At 67.7% G+C, this 16,951-nt stretch carries 16 protein-coding genes; 10 read left to right on the forward strand and 6 right to left on the reverse strand.

All coding sequences use genetic code 11. The features are described 5' to 3' along the window. Nucleotides 1–54: 54 nt before the first annotated feature. The 4 genes from ACRARE_RS15155 to ACRARE_RS15170 form a co-directional block, all read right to left on the reverse strand. Nucleotides 55–987 (reverse strand): FecR family protein, encoded by a 933-nt coding sequence (locus ACRARE_RS15155; protein WP_432657295.1) that lies wholly within the window; start codon nucleotides 985–987, stop codon nucleotides 55–57. Beyond that, complete coding sequence (locus tag ACRARE_RS15160) at nucleotides 984–1,505, reverse strand: RNA polymerase sigma factor (protein WP_432657296.1); 522 nt, start codon at nucleotides 1,503–1,505, stop codon at nucleotides 984–986. The genes ACRARE_RS15155 and ACRARE_RS15160 overlap by 4 nt, the downstream gene beginning before the upstream one ends. 171 nt (nucleotides 1,506–1,676) lie before the next feature. Continuing rightward, nucleotides 1,677–2,339 carry a hypothetical protein gene (locus ACRARE_RS15165; protein ID WP_432657297.1) on the reverse strand — a complete coding sequence of 221 codons (663 nt, stop codon included), beginning with the start codon at nucleotides 2,337–2,339 and terminating at the stop codon, nucleotides 1,677–1,679. A gap of 120 nt (nucleotides 2,340–2,459) precedes the next feature. After that, a complete protein-coding gene (locus ACRARE_RS15170) occupies nucleotides 2,460–3,467 on the reverse strand; it encodes a TauD/TfdA family dioxygenase (RefSeq protein WP_432657298.1) in 1,008 nt (335 codons plus the stop codon). 217 nt (nucleotides 3,468–3,684) lie between these two features. On the opposite strand from ACRARE_RS15170, the gene ACRARE_RS15175 reads away from it, so the two are divergent. From ACRARE_RS15175 to ACRARE_RS15190, 4 genes are all read left to right on the forward strand, one after another. Then, nucleotides 3,685–4,305, forward strand: coding sequence for a TetR/AcrR family transcriptional regulator (locus ACRARE_RS15175; protein ID WP_432657299.1), 621 nt, complete (start codon nucleotides 3,685–3,687; stop codon nucleotides 4,303–4,305). 224 nt (nucleotides 4,306–4,529) lie between these two features. Continuing rightward, nucleotides 4,530–5,912 carry an aldehyde dehydrogenase family protein gene (locus tag ACRARE_RS15180; protein WP_432657300.1) on the forward strand — a complete coding sequence of 461 codons (1,383 nt, stop codon included), beginning with the start codon at nucleotides 4,530–4,532 and terminating at the stop codon, nucleotides 5,910–5,912. A gap of 12 nt (nucleotides 5,913–5,924) precedes the next feature. Beyond that, complete coding sequence (locus ACRARE_RS15185; protein ID WP_432657301.1) at nucleotides 5,925–6,311, forward strand: Rid family hydrolase; 387 nt, start codon at nucleotides 5,925–5,927, stop codon at nucleotides 6,309–6,311. Nucleotides 6,312–6,506: 195 nt separating this feature from the next. Then, a complete protein-coding gene (locus ACRARE_RS15190) occupies nucleotides 6,507–7,556 on the forward strand; it encodes a helix-turn-helix transcriptional regulator (protein ID WP_432657302.1) in 1,050 nt (349 codons plus the stop codon). 85 nt (nucleotides 7,557–7,641) lie between these two features. Here ACRARE_RS15190 and ACRARE_RS15195 read toward each other — a convergent pair whose 3' ends face one another. Both ACRARE_RS15195 and ACRARE_RS15200 read right to left on the reverse strand, forming a co-directional pair. Further along, nucleotides 7,642–8,958 carry a protoporphyrinogen/coproporphyrinogen oxidase gene (locus ACRARE_RS15195; protein WP_432657303.1) on the reverse strand — a complete coding sequence of 439 codons (1,317 nt, stop codon included), beginning with the start codon at nucleotides 8,956–8,958 and terminating at the stop codon, nucleotides 7,642–7,644. Continuing rightward, entirely contained in the window at nucleotides 8,955–10,607 is a 1,653-nt protein-coding gene (locus ACRARE_RS15200; protein WP_432657304.1) for a thiamine pyrophosphate-dependent enzyme, read from the reverse strand. The genes ACRARE_RS15195 and ACRARE_RS15200 overlap by 4 nt, the downstream gene beginning before the upstream one ends. A gap of 255 nt (nucleotides 10,608–10,862) precedes the next feature. Between ACRARE_RS15200 and ACRARE_RS15205 the strand changes: the two genes are divergently transcribed. The 6 genes from ACRARE_RS15205 to ACRARE_RS15230 are packed head-to-tail and all read left to right on the forward strand — an operon-like array spanning nucleotide 10,863 to nucleotide 16,947. Further along, nucleotides 10,863–12,506 carry an ABC transporter substrate-binding protein gene (locus tag ACRARE_RS15205; RefSeq protein WP_432657305.1) on the forward strand — a complete coding sequence of 548 codons (1,644 nt, stop codon included), beginning with the start codon at nucleotides 10,863–10,865 and terminating at the stop codon, nucleotides 12,504–12,506. Beyond that, entirely contained in the window at nucleotides 12,503–13,252 is a 750-nt protein-coding gene (locus tag ACRARE_RS15210; RefSeq protein WP_432657306.1) for an aspartate/glutamate racemase family protein, read from the forward strand. The genes ACRARE_RS15205 and ACRARE_RS15210 overlap by 4 nt, the downstream gene beginning before the upstream one ends. Next, nucleotides 13,252–14,247, forward strand: coding sequence for an ABC transporter permease (locus ACRARE_RS15215; RefSeq protein WP_432657307.1), 996 nt, complete (start codon nucleotides 13,252–13,254; stop codon nucleotides 14,245–14,247). Before ACRARE_RS15210 ends, ACRARE_RS15215 begins: the two co-directional genes overlap by 1 nt. Then, nucleotides 14,244–15,089, forward strand: coding sequence for an ABC transporter permease (locus tag ACRARE_RS15220; protein WP_432657308.1), 846 nt, complete (start codon nucleotides 14,244–14,246; stop codon nucleotides 15,087–15,089). Before ACRARE_RS15215 ends, ACRARE_RS15220 begins: the two co-directional genes overlap by 4 nt. Then, a complete protein-coding gene (locus tag ACRARE_RS15225) occupies nucleotides 15,089–16,108 on the forward strand; it encodes an ABC transporter ATP-binding protein (RefSeq protein WP_432657309.1) in 1,020 nt (339 codons plus the stop codon). Before ACRARE_RS15220 ends, ACRARE_RS15225 begins: the two co-directional genes overlap by 1 nt. Next, entirely contained in the window at nucleotides 16,105–16,947 is an 843-nt protein-coding gene (locus ACRARE_RS15230; RefSeq protein ID WP_432657310.1) for an ATP-binding cassette domain-containing protein, read from the forward strand. The genes ACRARE_RS15225 and ACRARE_RS15230 overlap by 4 nt, the downstream gene beginning before the upstream one ends. The last annotated feature ends 4 nt before the right edge of the window (nucleotides 16,948–16,951 follow it).

Genomic DNA, 16,951 nt, shown 5'->3' on the forward strand with positions numbered 1-16,951 from the left:
ACCTGAAAGACGTCTCGGCCCGCCTGACCTTGCACCTGCCGGACGAAAAAATTTTCAGGCGGAGCGAATGATCGCCAGCATCGGAACCTTGCTGATCCGCAGGGGCAGCGACAGCGCCATGCTGTCGAGCATCCCGTCCGGGTCGGAGAGGTCGAAGATGCCGGTCACCTGAAGCCGGGCTAGAGCCTCGTCCGCAATCAGGATGCGACCGCCGCGATAGCGCTCGATCTCGGTCACGAGATCCGACAACTCGCGGCCGTCGAAGATCAGCTTGCCGCGCCGCCAGGCCGTTTCGGCCGCGACATCGACGGGCAGGATGCCCCCCTGAAGACCGTCGGAGCCGATCCGCAGTCTGCTTTGCTCTGGCATCCGGTGGCGGATCCCGTCGATGGAGACATCGGCCCCACCGTCCAAGGTGGTGACTGTCACCCCGGCCTCCTGCCGATCAATGTCGAGGCTGGTGCCCGTCGTGTGCACCTTGACCCGCCCGGCGTGCAGGGTCAGTGCCCCGGGCAGGCTGCCGCCCTCGATCAGGATCCGACCGCGCAGCAGTTCGGCCTGGCGCGGATTGTCGAGGGTCCGGTCCGAAAGGGCGCTGCGGGCATCCAGGGTGACCCGGGTGCCATCATCAAGACGGATGTCCCGCCGTTCGGCGATCCCGGTGCGATGATCGGCCAGAAGATGCGGACCAATCGCGCCCAGCTCGTGCAGGGCGGCCCCGCCAAGCGCCGTTGCCCCGCCAAGAAGCAACGCGCGGCGGGTCAGCCGCCCGCTGCGGCGTCCTCGGGCCCAGGCGCCGCCTGCGACCCCCAGGCCAGTCCACAGGTCCTCGGCCTCTCGCGCAGCCTCGGCGTGGGCTGCGCCTTGCGCCTGCCAGAGGCGCCATTCGCGCCTGTCCTCGTCCGTGGCGTTGCCGGAATGCAGATGGATCAGCCGGTCCAGCGCCTCATCCGCAAGCCGCGCCGGATCTTCGTCCCGCCCTGTCATTCCTGCCCCCTGCGGTAGTCCCGGCAGTGCCGCAGGGCTTGCCCCATGTACTTGGCGACCATGCTTTCGGATATGCCCAGCTCTGTCGCGATCTGCCTGTGGGTCTTGTTCAGGCACCTGTTCATCAGCAGCACCATTCGCGCCTTGGGAGAGAGGTCCAGAAGTGCACGGACCAGCATCCGCAATTCGTCTCGGGCGATCAGCGCCTCTTCGGCGATCGGGGTGCTGTCGATCAGCTTTTCCAGTTGCCCGTCGTCCCGCAGATGGCCGTCGCTACGGCGGCGCTCTCGTCGCAACAGGTCGGTGGCGATATTGCCGGCGATGGTCAGCACATAGGCATGTGGATTGACGATCTCGCCGCGTGGGACGCGCGAGCGGTCAAGCCTCAGCCAGGTCTCCTGCATGGCTTCGTCGGCCAGGTCGTGGCTGCCGAAACGGCCGGCAAGCTTTATCCGGAGGACATGCCGGTCCCTCATGTAGGTTCCGAGCAGGCTTCGCTTTGTATCGTCAGTGCTCAAGTCAACAGTTCACGCTCTTCACGAGCGACTCCCAGCAGGCATTTTCAGGTAGCTGGGATGACCTTGCTGACCGAGTTCTCGAATGACTTTTCGCAACTGGTCGCGCCGGACGCAAGGCGTTGAGGGGGCACCACTTCCAAAACCAGCCCCTCTCTGCACACCCCCGCCCGCCTAGGGCTTGGCGCGGGATTGGGCGCGTTGGATGAAGTCGTCGGAGAAAAGCGCGTCGCGGCGCTGGCAGCTGGCAGGTTGCGGCTGTTTGGCGTAGCGGCCGCCGAGGATGCAGGCGTAGTCGCGGCGGTTTTCCATCCCCGGAGCCTCTGTGCCCATGTAGCGGCGGTTCGCTTCGCGTTCGGCCAGGATGTCCAGGTGGGTGCGGCCGCCAGCGCCGGGGCGGTTCAAGAGCGCCGTGAAGGCCTCGGGGCGGCCCTGTTCCAGGTAATGGCGAAACGCCTCCTTGGTCAGCGTGTTGGCCCCGGGAAAGCGGATCGTCAGATGGGTCAGAAGGCTCATCGGTTCGGTATGGTAGGCGACATGGGACGCGACCCCGTCGCGGTGGCAGGCAAAATCGGGCTGCTCGTAAAGGGCCTCGACGCTCAGATCGCCATGGCAGCGGTCGACCCAGAACTGAAAATCATCCGTCCCGTCGAAGACGGACAAAAGGGTGCAGAAATCCTTGCGGAAATCGCTGCCGCATTGCATCCGTTCGAGCAGCTCGCGGCCCGTGTAGTTCTTCAGAACCAGGGACTCTGCCCGGGCCATCGGCGCCAGGGCCAGCAAGAAGAGAGCGCCCAGGCGGAGCGTCTTCAGAGGCAGCAGAAATGGCAAGCGCATGTGGGGCCCCCGGGGCAATGAACCTGGGGGCAGCCTAGCCCGCGGACCCGTGGCGGGGCAACTGCGCGCCCGCGGGGGGCGAGGGGCGGCCCGCCCAAAGCGTGGGGCGGGCCAGGAGCGTCAGGCGGGTTCGGCGATCTTGCCGGGCAGGGGGAAGCCGTTGCGCCCGGGGAATTCCGAGGCCAGGCGGCGGGCGTTCGGCATCTTCAGCCATAGGCGCAGCAGCTTGCGGCGCTGCTCGGGTTCTGCGTGATCCTCGAAGGCGTTGCGCGAATGCAGGACCATGTAGTTGTTGGCAAATTGCAGGTCGCCCGGCTCCAGCATCATGTCCAGCCGCAGATCATCACGGCTGATCATCGCGTCGAACAGATCCAGCGCCTCGATTTCCACCTTCGACAGGGGCTGGCCCATGATCTCGTGGCCCAGTTCGGTGTACTGGCGCAGGTAGCGGCAGCTCAGCTTGCCTTCGTTGACGCTGAAGATCGGCGACAGGCTTGGGGTGTCCTCGCAGAGGTGGGCGAAATACCAGGGGCGGTAGTAGAGGCCCAGGTATTCGCGGTGGTTGGCCAGGATCTCGTTATAGATCGCGGCGACGCTGATCAGGCTGGACAGGCCGCCGGTCTTGGCCTTGCGGATGGACAGCAGGCCGACCACGTCCGAGGGGTCGGAATGGTAGGGCAGGTAAAGGTTGGTCTCGTAGACGCGGGTTTCCTTCTTGGTCGCGTCACCCACATGCATGACCGTGCCGATCAGGTCGCCACGCGGGTTCTGGCCCACGGGCTGCCCCATGTGCAGGCCGATACCATAGTACAGCGTGTCGATCTCGGCCTCGGTATAGCGCTCGACCGGCAGGCCACGCAGCACACAGAAGCCGCGCCCGTTCTCCAGTTCGTCCGAACAGGCGGCCAGCTCGGCCTCCAGCGGGCCCAGGGGGAAATCGGCGGCGGTGAAGTCGGGCATGATCAGCCCCTTGGCCTCCAACCCCGCCAGGGCGGCGTCGATGGCGGCGATGTCGGCCTCGGAAAGGGGATGGATCCAGCTGTCATCCCGGGCGAAATCCGCGGCCTTCCAGGCGGCGGGGGCGGGGATCGGGCTGGTCATCATCAAAGAGGGCTGATCGGTGGTCACGGGGAAAACTCCTTGGGGTTGCGATGGTGGGGAGGGGAGAGACTCGCGAATCTCCATACCATATGGTCTAGACTTGCGGAGCGATGCCCGCCGGTCAATCACCAATCGCGCGATCGGGGGCGCGAAGGCCGCCGCGGGCCGGGGGCGGGATTGTGACTGCCGCAGGTTTCAGCGACAGTGCGCCCGGATCGCCGGACCGGGCGGAAGGGGCAGGGCCATGAGCAGCGCAGAGCAACAGCCGACAACCGCAGAGGGCGCCGCCGGGCGCGGCACGGGCCGCCTGAAAGAGGATCGCCTGTCGCGCGAGGACTGGCTGGAAACCGGCATGGCCCTGCTGGGCAAGGTCGGCCCGGGGGGGATCCGCATTGCCCGGCTTTGCGATGCCATGGGCGCCAGCAAGGGCAGCTTCTACTGGCATTTCACCGGGCGCGAGGACCTGTTGCAGGGCCTCTTCGACTATTGGCGCCAGCGCGAGACCTCGGCGCTGATCGCCCGGGCCGAGGCCGACAGCACGCGGCCCGAGGATCGGATCTGGTACGTGGTCCGTTTCGTCACCCTGGGCGGCTATGACGTGGGCTGCGAAGTGGCGATGCGGCAATGGGGCCAGGGCGATCCCAGTGTGCACCGGGCCCTGGAGCAGGTGGACGGCGAGCGCCTCGACTTCTTCACCCGCCAGTTCGCCGCCACCGGCTTTTCCGCCGCCGAAGCCCGGCTGCGCGCCATCTCGACCTATTCGCTGACGCTGAGCTGCGGCTACATGCTGACTGGCGAGGACCCCGCCGCGCTGGAGGCCCGCCTGCGCGAAAGCCTGCGTCTGTTGCTGCTGCCGGTCGCCTGATCCGGCACCTGATCTGCCCGCCAAACTGCGCTCTCGGGTCCGCCCGGCGCCGGTCTAACCCGCGCGGAACGCGGTGATTTTCGCATCAGGGCCTTTCTTTGTCGATTTCAGGTCCTTCGCGCGCGCCCGTCTTTTGCCCCGGCGCGGATGCGGACACTCTGCCGCAAACGCGATGGCCAAAGCAGCGTGCGACCGGCCTGCGACCAGCAGACAGAGAGGGCCCCATGAGCCGACAACTGGAGATCAGGAACCCGCGCAGCGGTCAGAAGGACTATCGGATCGAGATCCCCGATCTGGCCGAGATGGAAGAGACCTGCGCCGCCCTGCGCGATGCCCAGGCCAAGTGGCTGGAGATCGGGCTGGAGGGGCGCAAGACCGCCATGTTGCAGCTGTGCGAAGCGGTCGATCGCCATTACGACGCCATCCTCGAGGCGCTTTGCGCCGACACCGGCCGCTACGAGATGTCGGTGGCCGAGATCGAGGGGCTGAAGGGGATTACCCAGATGCGCGTGGCCACCGCCGCCGAGGCGCTGGAGGCGGCCACGGGCGGTTCGCCCGATCTGTCCTTCCGCCAGCAGTATGTGCCCTACCAGCTGGTCGGCATCATCTCGCCTTGGAACTATCCGCTGATCCTGTGCATGATCGACGCGATCACCGCGTTGCTGGCGGGCTCTGCCGTGGCGATCAAACCCTCCGAGGTGACCCCCCGCTTTATCGAGCCCTTCCGCGCCGCCATCGCCGAGGTCGAGGTGCTGCGCGACGTGCTGGAGGTGTTCCCGGGTGACGGCCAGACCGGGGCGACCATCGTCGATCTGACCGATACCGTGGTCTTCACCGGCTCGGTGCCCACGGGCCGCAAGGTGCAGGAACGCGCCGCGTCGCAGTTCAAGACCGCCTTCCTGGAACTGGGCGGCAATGATCCGGCGGTGGTGCTGGACAGTGCCGACGCCGATGTCGCCGCCGAGATCGTGGTGCGCGGGGCGATGGAAAACAGCGGTCAGCTCTGCTGTTCCATCGAACGGGTCTATGCCGGGCCGCAGGGCTTCGCGCCCCTGGCCGAGGCGATCACGGCCCGCGTCAAGGCGATGACGATGAACACCGAAGGCCTTCAATCGGGCGAACTGGGCCCGGTCATCTTCGAGAAACAGGCGCAGATCCTGCGCGACCAGATCGCCGACGCGGTCGAGAAGGGCGCCAAGATCCTGACCGGCGGCCATGTGATCGAGCGTGACGGCGGCCTGTGGTGCGAGCCGACCGTGCTGGTCGACGTGACCCAGGACATGAAGATCATGCAGGACGAGACCTTCGGCCCGATCATTCCCATCGGTCGCTTCGAAACCAATGAAGAGGCCATCCGCCTGGCCAATGACACCGATTTCGGCCTCTCGGCCACCGTCATTGGCGCCGAGGACGAGGCCATTGCCGTGGGCGAGAAGATCAATGCCGGTGGCCTCTGGATCAACGATTTCGACACCATGGGCGGGGTCGGCGACAAGGCCGAGAAGACGGCCTTTGGCATCTCGGGCCTGGGCGGCACCCGCTATGGCGCGGGCGGTTTCTTCCGCTTCATGCGCAAGAAAGCCATCGTCGTGCGCCGCGCCAGCTGAGGAGAGACAGCAATGACCGACATGAAAGACCGCATCTTCACCGGCGCCCCCGCCGAGGATTTCGCAGGTTTCGCCAAGGCCGTGATCGACGGCCGTCACATCCACGTCTCGGGCACCCTGGGCCAGGGGGCTGACGGTGCCCTGCCCGAAGGCGTAGCCGAGCAGCTGGAAAACGCCATCGCCTCGGTTTCCGCCACGCTGGAACAGGCGGGCAGCAGCCTGGCGGACGTCAAGCAACTGCGCGTCTACATCACCGACGGGGCCTACCTGCGGGATGTGGCGGTGGTGCTGGGCCGGGTCTTTGCCGAGATCCGCCCCACCAACACCATGCTGATCTGCCAGATCCCGACCCCGGGCGCCAAGGTCGAGATCGAGGTCTCGGCCGCCAAACCCGCCTGATCCCGCAGGCCGGGACGGCAGCAGCATCGGCCCGGACGTTGTCCCCGCGTCCGGGCCCCCCTTGCCGGAGGGCGGGCCTGACGCGGGGCCGCATACTCCCGCCGCCACCGCTTTTTCGATAGGCTCACGGGAATCGTGTGTTTGAAAGAGTGAGGTGGCCGTTTGCCACATGAGGACCGACAGGATGACGGGCAGGTGAAAGGGCTATGGCGAGAGGCCTTCGGCGGCCCGGAACAGACCCTGCGCAAGGTCTTCGCGACCCTGCGCGCCGGTTGTGACCGCTATCCGCATTTCATCGACCCCCTGCGCGGCTTCTTCGCCCTGCGCGTCGATCTGCCCCCGCGTGAGGGCAGCGGCAGCTGGCAGTTCCTGTCGCTGGACGAGCGGATCTTCTGCGTCATCACCGATGTCGACTATGCCGAGGCCCGGGTCGAGGCGGTGCAGGACGAGGGCTTTGTCGAGTTCCATTTCCTGCTGGAAGGCCCGGTGAACCTGTCGCTGCCCTCGCGCCTGTCCGATGCCGAGGGCGAACGCGCCGTGGGCGAGGCGACGCTGATTGCCTGCCGCAACGCGGGCGATGTGAAGTACAAGGTGCAATGCCCGCAAGGGCCCTTCCGCATGATCGGCCTTTACGTTGATCCGGCGCTGCTGCAACGGGATTACGAGTTCACCTCGGAGGTGGCCGAACAGCTGCTCTCGCCCGGCCCGGGCGAGATTTCCATCGTCGAGAAGACCCTGAACGTGGATTTCGTCCGCGCCCTGCAACATCTGCGCGGCAACCCCTTCGCCGGGCAACGCGACGCCACCCGGGCCGCGGCCAAATTGCAGGAACTGCTGTGTCTGACGGTCGAAGAGCTGGAAAAAGAGGTCGAATTCCGCAGCGCCCTGACCTTCTCGCAGCGCGAGCTGGAGATGTTCGAACAGGCGCGCGACAAGCTGGCGACCGATTTCAGCACCCATTACACCGTGCCGGTTTTGGCGCGCGAGTTGGGCACCAATGCGACCAAGCTGAAGCGCGGGTTCAAGTTTCTTTACGGCAAGACGATCTTCGATTTCCGCAAGGCCTATCGCATGGACCACGCCATGCAGCTGCTGCGCCAGCGCGACCTCAGCGTGGCCGAGGTGGCCCGCGAAGTGGGCTATGAGCGCCAGGCCAGTTTCACCGCCGCCTTCAAGGCGCATTTCGGCGTGCTGCCCAAGACCGCGCGCCAGTTGCAGATCGAAGGGGACGGCGAAGCGGAGTGAGCCCGCCGTCCTGAACGCAAAAGGCCCGGGCGCAACCGCCCGGGCCTTTTGCCTTTGCGGGACAGGGGGGCGGCCCCCCCGGGGGTCACGCCCCCAGGATGCGCCGCGCCGCCCGTTCGCCGCTGGCCGCCGCGCCGGTGACCAGCGATTGTTGCAGGTAGTCGCCCGCGAAGGTGACGCGCCGCGCGCTGGCGTCCTGCCGGTCGCGGAAGGCCTTGGCCTGCATCGCGTAGCCGGTCGAGAAGGTGGGCAGCTTGCGCTGGATCCACTGGGTGTGGCGGTCGGCATATTGCGCGTCGAAGCCGGGGAAAAGCTGGCGCAGCTGATCCTCGATGATCGGATGCAGATCGCCGGTTTGCCCGGTCTCGGCGGCGTGGCGCGCCGCTTCGGGTGACAGCTGCGCATAAATCTGCGCCGCCTGGCCCTTGGCCGCATTGGCGGGCAGCTGCTGGTAGGTGGCGATCGGCCCGGCGCCGTCGCGGGCGAAAAAGTTCATCCGCGCGGGCACATCCCCCGACAGCCGGTAATGCACCACCCCCAGCGAGTTGTAGCGCACGCTGTCCAGAAAGGCGCGATCCTCGGGGGGCAGATCGGCCAGCAGCGGCGCGGCCCGGTCGCCCTCGACCGCGACGAGGACGTGATCGGCGCTCAGCACCGTCTCGTCCTCTCCGATCCGCGCGGTGACGCGGCAGGGGCCGCTGGAGGGATCCTCGACCGCCAGCACCCTGGCATTGCAGGTGACCTGGCTGCCCTGGGCCAGGGTGGCGGGCAGCTGGTTCATGCCGCCTTTCAGCACGTTCACATGGCTTTTGCCGATCAGATGCGGCGTGGTGCTGGCAAAGAAGGCGGCCGAGATCTCTTCGGCGTTCCAGGCCCGGGTGCCGCGGAAGATCGGCTCGACCATGCGGGCCAGGACATTGGGGCCCATGCGGCGGCGGGTGTAGGCGTCCAGCGGTTCCGCATCGGCGGCGGGCGCGCTGGCGGCATCGTCGGGGTCGGTGCGCGCCCGGGCGGCCAGCATCGACAGCCCGTAGGGCACAAAGCGCAGCCGTTCGCCCAGGCTCAGCCCCGGGGTCATCAGGCTTTTCGGCCCCGGCATCAGCTCGACCAGCCAGTCGCCGTCCGGCCCGATGCACTGGGCCGAAAGGTGATGCACCGGGATCAGGTCGCCGGTCAGCCCCAGATCGTCCAGAAGCGCGTTGAAGGGGCGCGAGAACGGGTAAAGCAGCCGCGCCCCGGTGTTGTAGCGGATACCCCGGGTGTCGCGTTCGCCCACCCGGCCGCCGATCTGATCCCCGGCCTCAAGGATCCGCACCGAACGGCCCGCGCGGGTCAGGCGATAGGCGGCGACCAGCCCGGCAATGCCGCTGCCGACGACGATGACATCGTGATGTTCGCTCATGGTTTCAGGGGCTCCTTGGGGGTGACGATCTCGATCAGGGCCGGGCGGCCCGCGTCCATCTCGGCCAGGGCGGCGGTCAGCGCGGGGGCGAAGGCCTGGGTCCGTTCGACCCTCTGGCCCATGACGCCCTGGGCGCGGGCCAGATCGGCAAAGTGGATGGGGGCCAGCTCGGTCCCCGTGGTGCGGCCGAACTGGCGGCCCTGGGTGGCGTGGATGGCGCCGTAAAGGCTGTTGTTGATCACGATCACCAGCACCGGCAGGCCCGCCCGGGCGGCGGTGGCCAGTTCCTCACCCTGCATCATGAAACAGCCGTCGCCCGCCACGGCCACCACGCGGCGGCCGGGGCAGCTGGCCTGCACCCCCAGGGCGGCGGGCAGGCCATAGCCCATGGCGCCGCTTTTCGGGCCAAGCTGGGTGCCGAACTGCTCATGGGCGAAATAGCGTTGCGGCCAGTGGGCATAGGCGCCCGCGCCCACGGTCAGCATGGCATCGGCGGGCAGGGCGGCGCGCAGGGTCTGGAAGACCTGTTGCAGGTTCACCGGGCCGGGGCGTTGCGGCTGGCCGGCGGTGAAGACCTGGCGCGCGGCGCGCAAGGCGGGCGTCCAGGCGGGATCGGGCGACAGGGGCGTGGCGTCCTGGGGCAGGGCCGCCAGCAGCTCGGCCGGATGGGCGCACAGCGCCAGATCGGCGCGGTAGACCGCGTTCAGCTCTGCCGGATCGGGGTGCACATGGATCAGCGGTTGCGCGGGCTGCGGCGCGTCCAGCAGGCTGTAGCCCTCAAAGGCGCGGGCGCCGAAGGTGTTGATCTCGCCCAGGTGGATCCCCAGGGCCAGCACCAGATCGGCCTCGGCCACACGGCTGGTCAGGGCCGGATCGGCGCCGATGCCGATCTCGCCCACGAAGCAGGGATGGCTGGCGGGCATCAGGTCGCGGCGGCGATAGGCGGTCGCCACGGGCAGGCCGTGGCGACCCGCGAAATCGGCCAGGGCAGCGGTGCTTTCAGCGCTCCAGCCGGTGCCGCCTGCCAGGATCAGCGGGCGTTGCGCCTGGGCCAGCCGGTCCCACAGCGCCGCCAGATCGGCGGCGGCGATGCCGTGGCGCGCGGGCCGGGGCGGTTGGGCGGGCGGGGTGCTGGCGGGCAGGGTCTCGGCCCAGACCTCTTCGCTGACCACCAGCACCACCGGGCCTGCCAGCCCGTCCAGGGCGCGGGCCCAGGCGGTGGTGAAAAGCTCGGCCAGGCGGGCGGCCTCGGTCACCTCGCCAATCCACTTGGCCATGGGGGCGAAGGCCTGGGCAAAGTCATTGGCCAGGAAGGGTTCGCGCCCGGCGATGCGGCGCGAGGGCTGGCCTATGATCAGGATCATCGGCGCGCCATCGGTGCGCGCTGTATGCAGCGCCAGCGCGGTGTTCAGGGCGCCCGGCGCCCGGCCCACGACGCAGATCCCCGGCTGGCCGGTGACCTGACCGGCGGCTTGCGCGGCCACCGCCGCCCCCGCCTCATGGCGGAAGGACAGCAGCGGGCGGGCGGTTTGGGTCAGCGCATCCAGCACCTCCAGCACCCCTTCGCCCGGCACGTGACAGACCGGCGACTGCCCCCAGCCCGCGATCATCCGGGCCAGCGCATCTGCCCCATTGATTTGCTCTGTCATCTCCGCTACCTGCCCTGTTGTTGAGCCTTTGTCAGACACCCGCACGGGCCGAGTTTCAACCACCAGGACAGGGCCCGGCGCCCCCTCCGACCGGCAAAATTCCGATTTCAGAAAAAATTGACCCGCTATCCTTAAGCGGCCCTATGGCCTCTGCGGTCAGCGCTTCCGATACTTGGGCCAAGCTGTCGGGACAAACAGGCAGCGCCCTCTCCCCGTCGCGGCAAAACGCGCGACCCCACCAACAGGAAGCGACCCATGACCCACGAAAACCGCCCCGGCCTTGCTGCCGATCCCGCCAGCCTCGCCGCGCTGAGCCGCCGCAACTTCCTGATGCTCGGCGCCGCCGGTCTGGCCGCCACCGGCCTGATGCCGGGCTTCGGCCCCGGCGCCGCCCAGGCCGCAGGCGGCACCATGGCCATGACCATCAACCCCGAACCGAACGCCATGCTCTCGGCCTTCAACACCGCCTCGCCGGTGGCCGTGATCTCGGGCAAGATGACCGAGGGCCTGTTGCATTACGATTTCGACCTGAACGCCCACGGGGTGCTGGCCGAGGCCTGGGAGATGTCCGAGGACGGGCTGACCATCACCTTCACCCTGCGCCAGGGGGTGAAATGGCACGATGGCGAGGATTTCACCTCGGCCGATGTCGCCTACTCGATCATGGAAATCCTGAAACAGCACCACCCGCGCGGCAAGGGCGTCTTCGCCAAGGTCACCTCGGTCGACACGCCGGACGACTACACCGCTGTGCTGAACCTGTCGGAACCCGCGCCCGCGCTGATGTATGCCCTGTCGGGCTGGGAAAGCCCCATCGTGCCGAAACACGTCTATGAAGGCACCGACGTCCTGAACAACCCGGCCAACAACGCGCCTATCGGCACCGGCCCGTTCAAATTCGTCTCGTGGGAGCGCGGCAGCCATATCATCCTGGAAGCCAACCCCGACTACTGGGCCGAGGGCCAGCCGATGCTGGACCGCCTGGTGGTGCGCATCATCTCCGACCCCTCGGCCCGTGTCGCGGCCTTCGAGGCGGGCGAACTGCACCTGGGCGGCGACGGCCCGATTCCGGTCAACGAGGTGGCCCGCTTCATCGAGGATCCGCGCTTCAACGTCTCGACCCAGGGGACCGAGCTGAACAACTCTCTCGACGTGCTGGAGGTGAACCTGCGCAACGAGATCCTGGCGGTGCCCGCCGTGCGCAAGGCCCTGATGCACGCGATCAACCAGGCGCAGATGGAAGAGGTGGTCTACTACGGTCTGGCCGAGATGCTGACCGGGCCGATCCCGCAGTCGCTGCCGCACCTCTACAGTGCCGAGGTGCCCGCCTATGCCCATGATGTCGCCGCCGCCAAGGCCCTGCTGGACGAGGCCGGTTTCCCCGAGGGTGACGGCGGGATGCGCTTTGGCATCCGGCTGATCTCTCCGGCCATTGGCGATACCTACGACCGCGCCGGTCAGTTGCTGAAACAGCAGTTCGCCGCCATCGGTGTGGATCTGACCCTGGTTTCGGCGGATGTGCCGACCTTCATCCGCTCGGTCTACGGCAACTACGACTTCGACCTGTCGATGTTCCCCGCCTCGGTCACCGCCGACCCGACCATCGGCCTGCAACGGTTCTACTGGAGCCAGGCGATTGCCCAGGGCACGCCCTTCGTCAACGCCTCGGGCTATGCCAGCGCCGAGATGGACCGCATCCTTGAGGCCGCCGCCGTGGAACCCGACGTAGAGGCCCGCAAGGCGCTGTTCGCGGACTTCCAGGCCCTGGCGATGGAGGATCTGCCGATTCTGCCCTTGGCCCGCCCGACCTATACCACCGTCTCGGCGGCGGATGTGGTCGATGCGGTGACCGGGCCGGAAGGGGCGCGGGCCTCTTACGGGACCCTCGCGTTCCAATGAGCCTGAGCGGGGACATGGACCTGCCGAAGGTCGGGGTGATGATGCTGGACACGGCCTTTGCCCGGCCCGTGGGCGACATCGGCAACCCGGCCAGTTTCGGCGGCCATGTCCTTTATGAAACCGTGGCCCTGGCGACGCTGGAGCGGGTGATCGACGGCGACGTCACCGACCCCGCTCTGGCCCGGGCCTTTCTGCCCGCGCGCGACCGGCTGGTGGCGCGTGGGGCCCGGCTTTTGACCACCTCCTGCGGGTTGCTGGTGTTCCATCAGTCGGCGCTGTCGCAGGGCTGCGCGGTGCCTTTCACCGCCTCGGCCCTGCTGGCGCTGCCCCTGCTGCGCCAGCGCCATGGCGCGGTCGGCGTGCTGGGAATGGAGGCCGGATCGGTCACGCCCGCGCATCTGCGCGCGGCGGGGGCGCCAGAGGACACCCCGGTGGGCGGGCTGCGGGCCGATGCCTATCTGCCCCAGGTTCTGCGCGCCAACCGCGCCGATCTGCCCCTGGACCCGGCCCGCGCCACCAGCGACGTGCTGGCGGCGGGCGAGGACCTGCTGGCCCTCCATCCCGCGCTGGACGCGATCTTGCTGGAATGCACCAACCTGCCCCCCTACAAGGCCGCCCTGGCGCGGCACCTGGGGCGGCCGGTCTACGATTGCCTCGACTGGCTGCGCATGATCGCCAGCGGCGAGGCCAAGGGCGATGGCACCCCCTGCGGGACGGCACCGGCCCAGAAAGAACAGACGACCTGATGAGCACTTCCTCCTCCCGTTCCCGGCCCTGGATCTTCCTGGCCAAGCGGCTGGCCTATGGCCTGCTGGCGATCCTGGCGATCGCGGTGATCAACTTCTTCCTGCTGAAGATGGCGCCGGGCGATGCCGCCGAGGCGATGGCAGGCGAGGCGGGCACCGCCACGCCCGAATATATCGCCGAGCTGCGCGCCCAGTTCGGCCTGGACCAGCCGGTGCTGGTGCAGCTGGGCCATTTCCTGGGCCGCCTGGTCACCCTCGATCTGGGCTATTCCTTCCGCTACGGCGAGGACAACGTGACCCTGATCTTCGACCGGCTGCCCGCAACGCTGATGCTGATGTTGGCCAGCCTTTTGGTGGCGCTGATCGGCGGCATCGTCTTTGGCGTGACCGCGGCGCGCTATGCCAACCGGGCGCCGGATCAGGCGATCTCGCTGGTGGCGCTGCTGCTTTACGCCACGCCGCCCTATTGGATCGGGCTGATCCTGATCCTGGTCTTCTCGGTCTGGCTGGGCTGGACGCCGACCTCGGGCATGGTGGATGTGCTGGCCTTCAACACCGGCTGGGCCCATGTGGTCGACGTGGCGCATCACATGATCCTGCCCGCGCTGACCCAGGCGTTTTTCTACCTGGCGATCTATATCCGGCTGGTGCGGGCGGGGATGCTGGACGTGCTGTCGCTGGACTTCGTCCGGGTGGCCCGCGCCAAAGGCATCTCGGAAAGCCGCATCATGTATCGCCACGCCCTGCGCAACGCCGTGCTGCCCCTGCTGACCGTGGTGGGCACCAACCTTGGCGGCTTCCTGGGCGGTGCGGTGCTGACCGAGACGGTCTTTTCCTGGCCCGGGGTGGGGCGGCTGATGTTCGACGCCATGTTCGCCCGTGACCTGAACCTGCTCTTGTCGATCCTGGTGCTGTCCTCGGCCTTCGTGGTGCTGACCAACCTGGTGGTCGACCTGCTCTATGTGGTCATCAACCCGACGGTGGAGCTTAAATGATGCGTGCGTTTCTCACTTCCGCCGCCCGCAACTGGCCCGTGTCGCTGGGCGCGCTCTTGCTGCTGGCCGTGCTCTTCATGGCACTGACCGCAGGCCTCTTCTTCCCCGAAGGCCCCTACGTCAGCGTCGGTCGCCCGCTGCAATGGCCCGGCGATCTGGCGCGCGCGCCCATGGGCACCGACGCCCTGGGCCGCAACATGGCTGCGGGCATCTTCTACGGGGCGCGCATCTCGCTTCTGGTGGGCTTTGCCTCGGTCGCCGTGGCGCTGGTCTTCGGCATCCTGGTGGGCGCCTATGCGGGCTATTACGGCGGCTGGGTCGACAACCTGCTGATGCGCGCGACAGAGCTGTTCCAGACCATCCCGCAGTTCATGCTGGCCATCGTCGTGGTCGCCATCTTCGGCCCCACCATCAAGGTCATCGTCTTTGCCCTGGCCGTGGTCAGCTGGCCCGCCATCGCGCGGCTGGTGCGGGGCGAGTTTCTGGTGATCCGTGAACGGGCCTATATCCAGGGCTGTATCGTGCTGGGCATGTCCGACAGCCGGATCATCTTTACCCAGATCCTGCCCAATGCCCTGTCGGGCGTCATGGTGATGTCCACCGTGCTGGTGGCCACCGCCATCCTGATGGAAAGCGCGCTGTCCTTCCTGGGCTTCGGTGATCCCAACGTCATCACCTGGGGCTCGATGATCGGGTCGGGCCGCAACAACATGCGCGACGCCTGGTACATCATCACCATTCCCGGCCTCTGCCTGCTGATCACCGCCCTGGCGCTGAACCTGGTGGGCAACGGGTTGACCGACCTGATGAACCCGCGCCTGCGCAAACGGAAGGTGAAATGATGCTGGATCTGAACGCAGAGGCTCCGTTGCTGGAGGTCGAGAACCTCGAAGTTACCGTCGCGGGCCACCCCGAGGCGCGCATCCTGCGCGGCGTCACCTTCGCCGTCCACCGGGGCGAGACCCTGGCCATCGTGGGCGAGTCGGGTTGCGGCAAGTCGATGACCTCTCTCGCCGTCATGGGCCTGCTGCCCGACGGGGTTCAGAAGGTCGCCGGATCGCTGCGCCTGGATGCTGCAGAGCTGCCGATCACCGACAACCGCCGGATGCGCAAGATCCGCGCGGCGCGGATCGGCATGGTCTTTCAGGAACCCATGGCGGCGCTGAACCCGGTCTTTCCGGTGGGAAAACAGGTGGCCGAGGTGATCGGCGAACACCTGAGCCTCAGCCGTGCCGAGACCCGCGCCCGGGTGCTGCGCCTGCTGGATCAGGTGGGCCTGCCCGATCCGGCCCGCATCGCCAAATCCTATCCGCACCGCCTGTCGGGCGGCCAGTTGCAGCGGGTGGTGATCGCCATGGCCCTGGCCTGCGACCCCGAGGTGATCATCGCCGATGAGCCCACCACCGCGCTGGACGTGACCGTGCAGGCCCAGATCATGCGCCTGCTGAAAGAGCTGCAAGAGACCACCCAGGTGGCCATCGTGCTGGTGACCCACAACCTGGGCCTGGTGGCCCATACCGCCGACCGCGTGGCGGTGATGTACGGCGGCCGCAAGGTCGAAGAGGCGCCGACGCGCGAGCTGTTCCTGAACCCGCAGCACCCCTATACCCGCGGCCTGCTGGACGCGACGCCACATCCCGACCGGCAGCGCAAAGGCGGCAAGCTTTTGAACGAGATCCCGGGCACCGTGCCCTCGATCACCGATCCCATGCCCGGCTGCCGCTTCGCGCCGCGCTGCGCCTTCGCCCAGGCCGATTGCCAGGCCGCACCCCCGCCCGAGACCGGCCCGGCAGGCCATCGCGTCGCCTGCTACCACCCCGCCGCCTGGGCGGCCCAGGACAAGACGGAGGCCCCGCAATGAGCATGACCCCGCTTCTGCGCGTCACCGACCTGCATTGCAGCTTCAAGGTCTCTTCCGGGATGATCCACCCGGTGCGCGGCGTCTCCTTCGAGCTGGAGCGGGGCGAGACCCTGGCCCTGGTGGGCGAGTCGGGCTGCGGCAAGACCACCCTGGCGCGCTGCATCCTGGGGCTGCAACAGGCCACCTCGGGCTCGATCCAGCTGGACGGGAACGAGATGGCGGGACTGGACCGGATGCAACTGCGCAAGTTCCGCCCGCAGGTGCAATGCGTCTTCCAGGATCCGTTCTCGTCCCTGAACCCGCGCAAGCGGGTGGAGGTGCTGCTGCGCGAGCCGCTGGATGTGCACCATGTCGGTCCGAAGGAAGACCGCCTGAAGGCCGTGCACGAGATGATGGAGCGCGTGGGCCTGCCGTCCGAATGGGGGCGCCGCTTCCCGCATGAGTTCTCGGGCGGCCAGCGCCAGCGGATCGGCATCGCCCGCGCCCTGATGCTGCGCCCCGATCTGCTGATCTGCGATGAGCCGGTTTCGGCGCTGGACGTCTCGGTGCAGGCGCAGATCATCAACCTGCTGGACGAGCTGCAACGCGATCTGGGCGTTAGTTACCTGTTCATCAGCCATGACCTGACCCTGGTGGAAACCTTCGCCGACCGCGTGGCGATGATGTTCAAGGGTGAGATCGTCGAGACCGGCCCGGCCCGCGAGGTCTGGCGCAATCCGCAAAGCGATTTCACCCGCCGGATGATCGACGCGATCCCGGTGCCGGACGTGACCCGCCCTGCGCCGCCCGCCTTCCGCCCCGACGCGGCCCCTCAAGACAAGATCCTGACTGAAAGCTGACCCT

Origin of the sequence: Pseudooceanicola aquaeponti (assembly GCF_050897975.1) — a bacterium.
GTDB lineage: Bacteria > Pseudomonadota > Alphaproteobacteria > Rhodobacterales > Rhodobacteraceae > Pseudooceanicola.

Excerpts from the sequence above, each read along its gene's own strand:
- ACRARE_RS15195 (WP_432657303.1), bottom strand. The coding sequence starts at position 8,958 with ATGAGCGAACATCACGATGTCATCGTCGTCGGCAGCGGCATTGCCGGG.
- ACRARE_RS15180 (WP_432657300.1), top strand. The coding sequence starts at position 4,530 with ATGAGCCGACAACTGGAGATCAGGAACCCGCGCAGCGGTCAGAAGGAC.
- ACRARE_RS15155 (WP_432657295.1), bottom strand. The coding sequence starts at position 987 with ATGACAGGGCGGGACGAAGATCCGGCGCGGCTTGCGGATGAGGCGCTG.
- ACRARE_RS15220 (WP_432657308.1), top strand. The coding sequence starts at position 14,244 with ATGATGCGTGCGTTTCTCACTTCCGCCGCCCGCAACTGGCCCGTGTCG.
- ACRARE_RS15205 (WP_432657305.1), top strand. The coding sequence starts at position 10,863 with ATGACCCACGAAAACCGCCCCGGCCTTGCTGCCGATCCCGCCAGCCTC.
- ACRARE_RS15210 (WP_432657306.1), top strand. The coding sequence starts at position 12,503 with ATGAGCCTGAGCGGGGACATGGACCTGCCGAAGGTCGGGGTGATGATG.
- ACRARE_RS15200 (WP_432657304.1), bottom strand. The coding sequence starts at position 10,607 with ATGACAGAGCAAATCAATGGGGCAGATGCGCTGGCCCGGATGATCGCG.
- ACRARE_RS15175 (WP_432657299.1), top strand. The coding sequence starts at position 3,685 with ATGAGCAGCGCAGAGCAACAGCCGACAACCGCAGAGGGCGCCGCCGGG.
- ACRARE_RS15230 (WP_432657310.1), top strand. The coding sequence starts at position 16,105 with ATGAGCATGACCCCGCTTCTGCGCGTCACCGACCTGCATTGCAGCTTC.
- ACRARE_RS15225 (WP_432657309.1), top strand. The coding sequence starts at position 15,089 with ATGCTGGATCTGAACGCAGAGGCTCCGTTGCTGGAGGTCGAGAACCTC.
- ACRARE_RS15215 (WP_432657307.1), top strand. The coding sequence starts at position 13,252 with ATGAGCACTTCCTCCTCCCGTTCCCGGCCCTGGATCTTCCTGGCCAAG.
- ACRARE_RS15165 (WP_432657297.1), bottom strand. The coding sequence starts at position 2,339 with ATGCGCTTGCCATTTCTGCTGCCTCTGAAGACGCTCCGCCTGGGCGCT.
- ACRARE_RS15185 (WP_432657301.1), top strand. The coding sequence starts at position 5,925 with ATGACCGACATGAAAGACCGCATCTTCACCGGCGCCCCCGCCGAGGAT.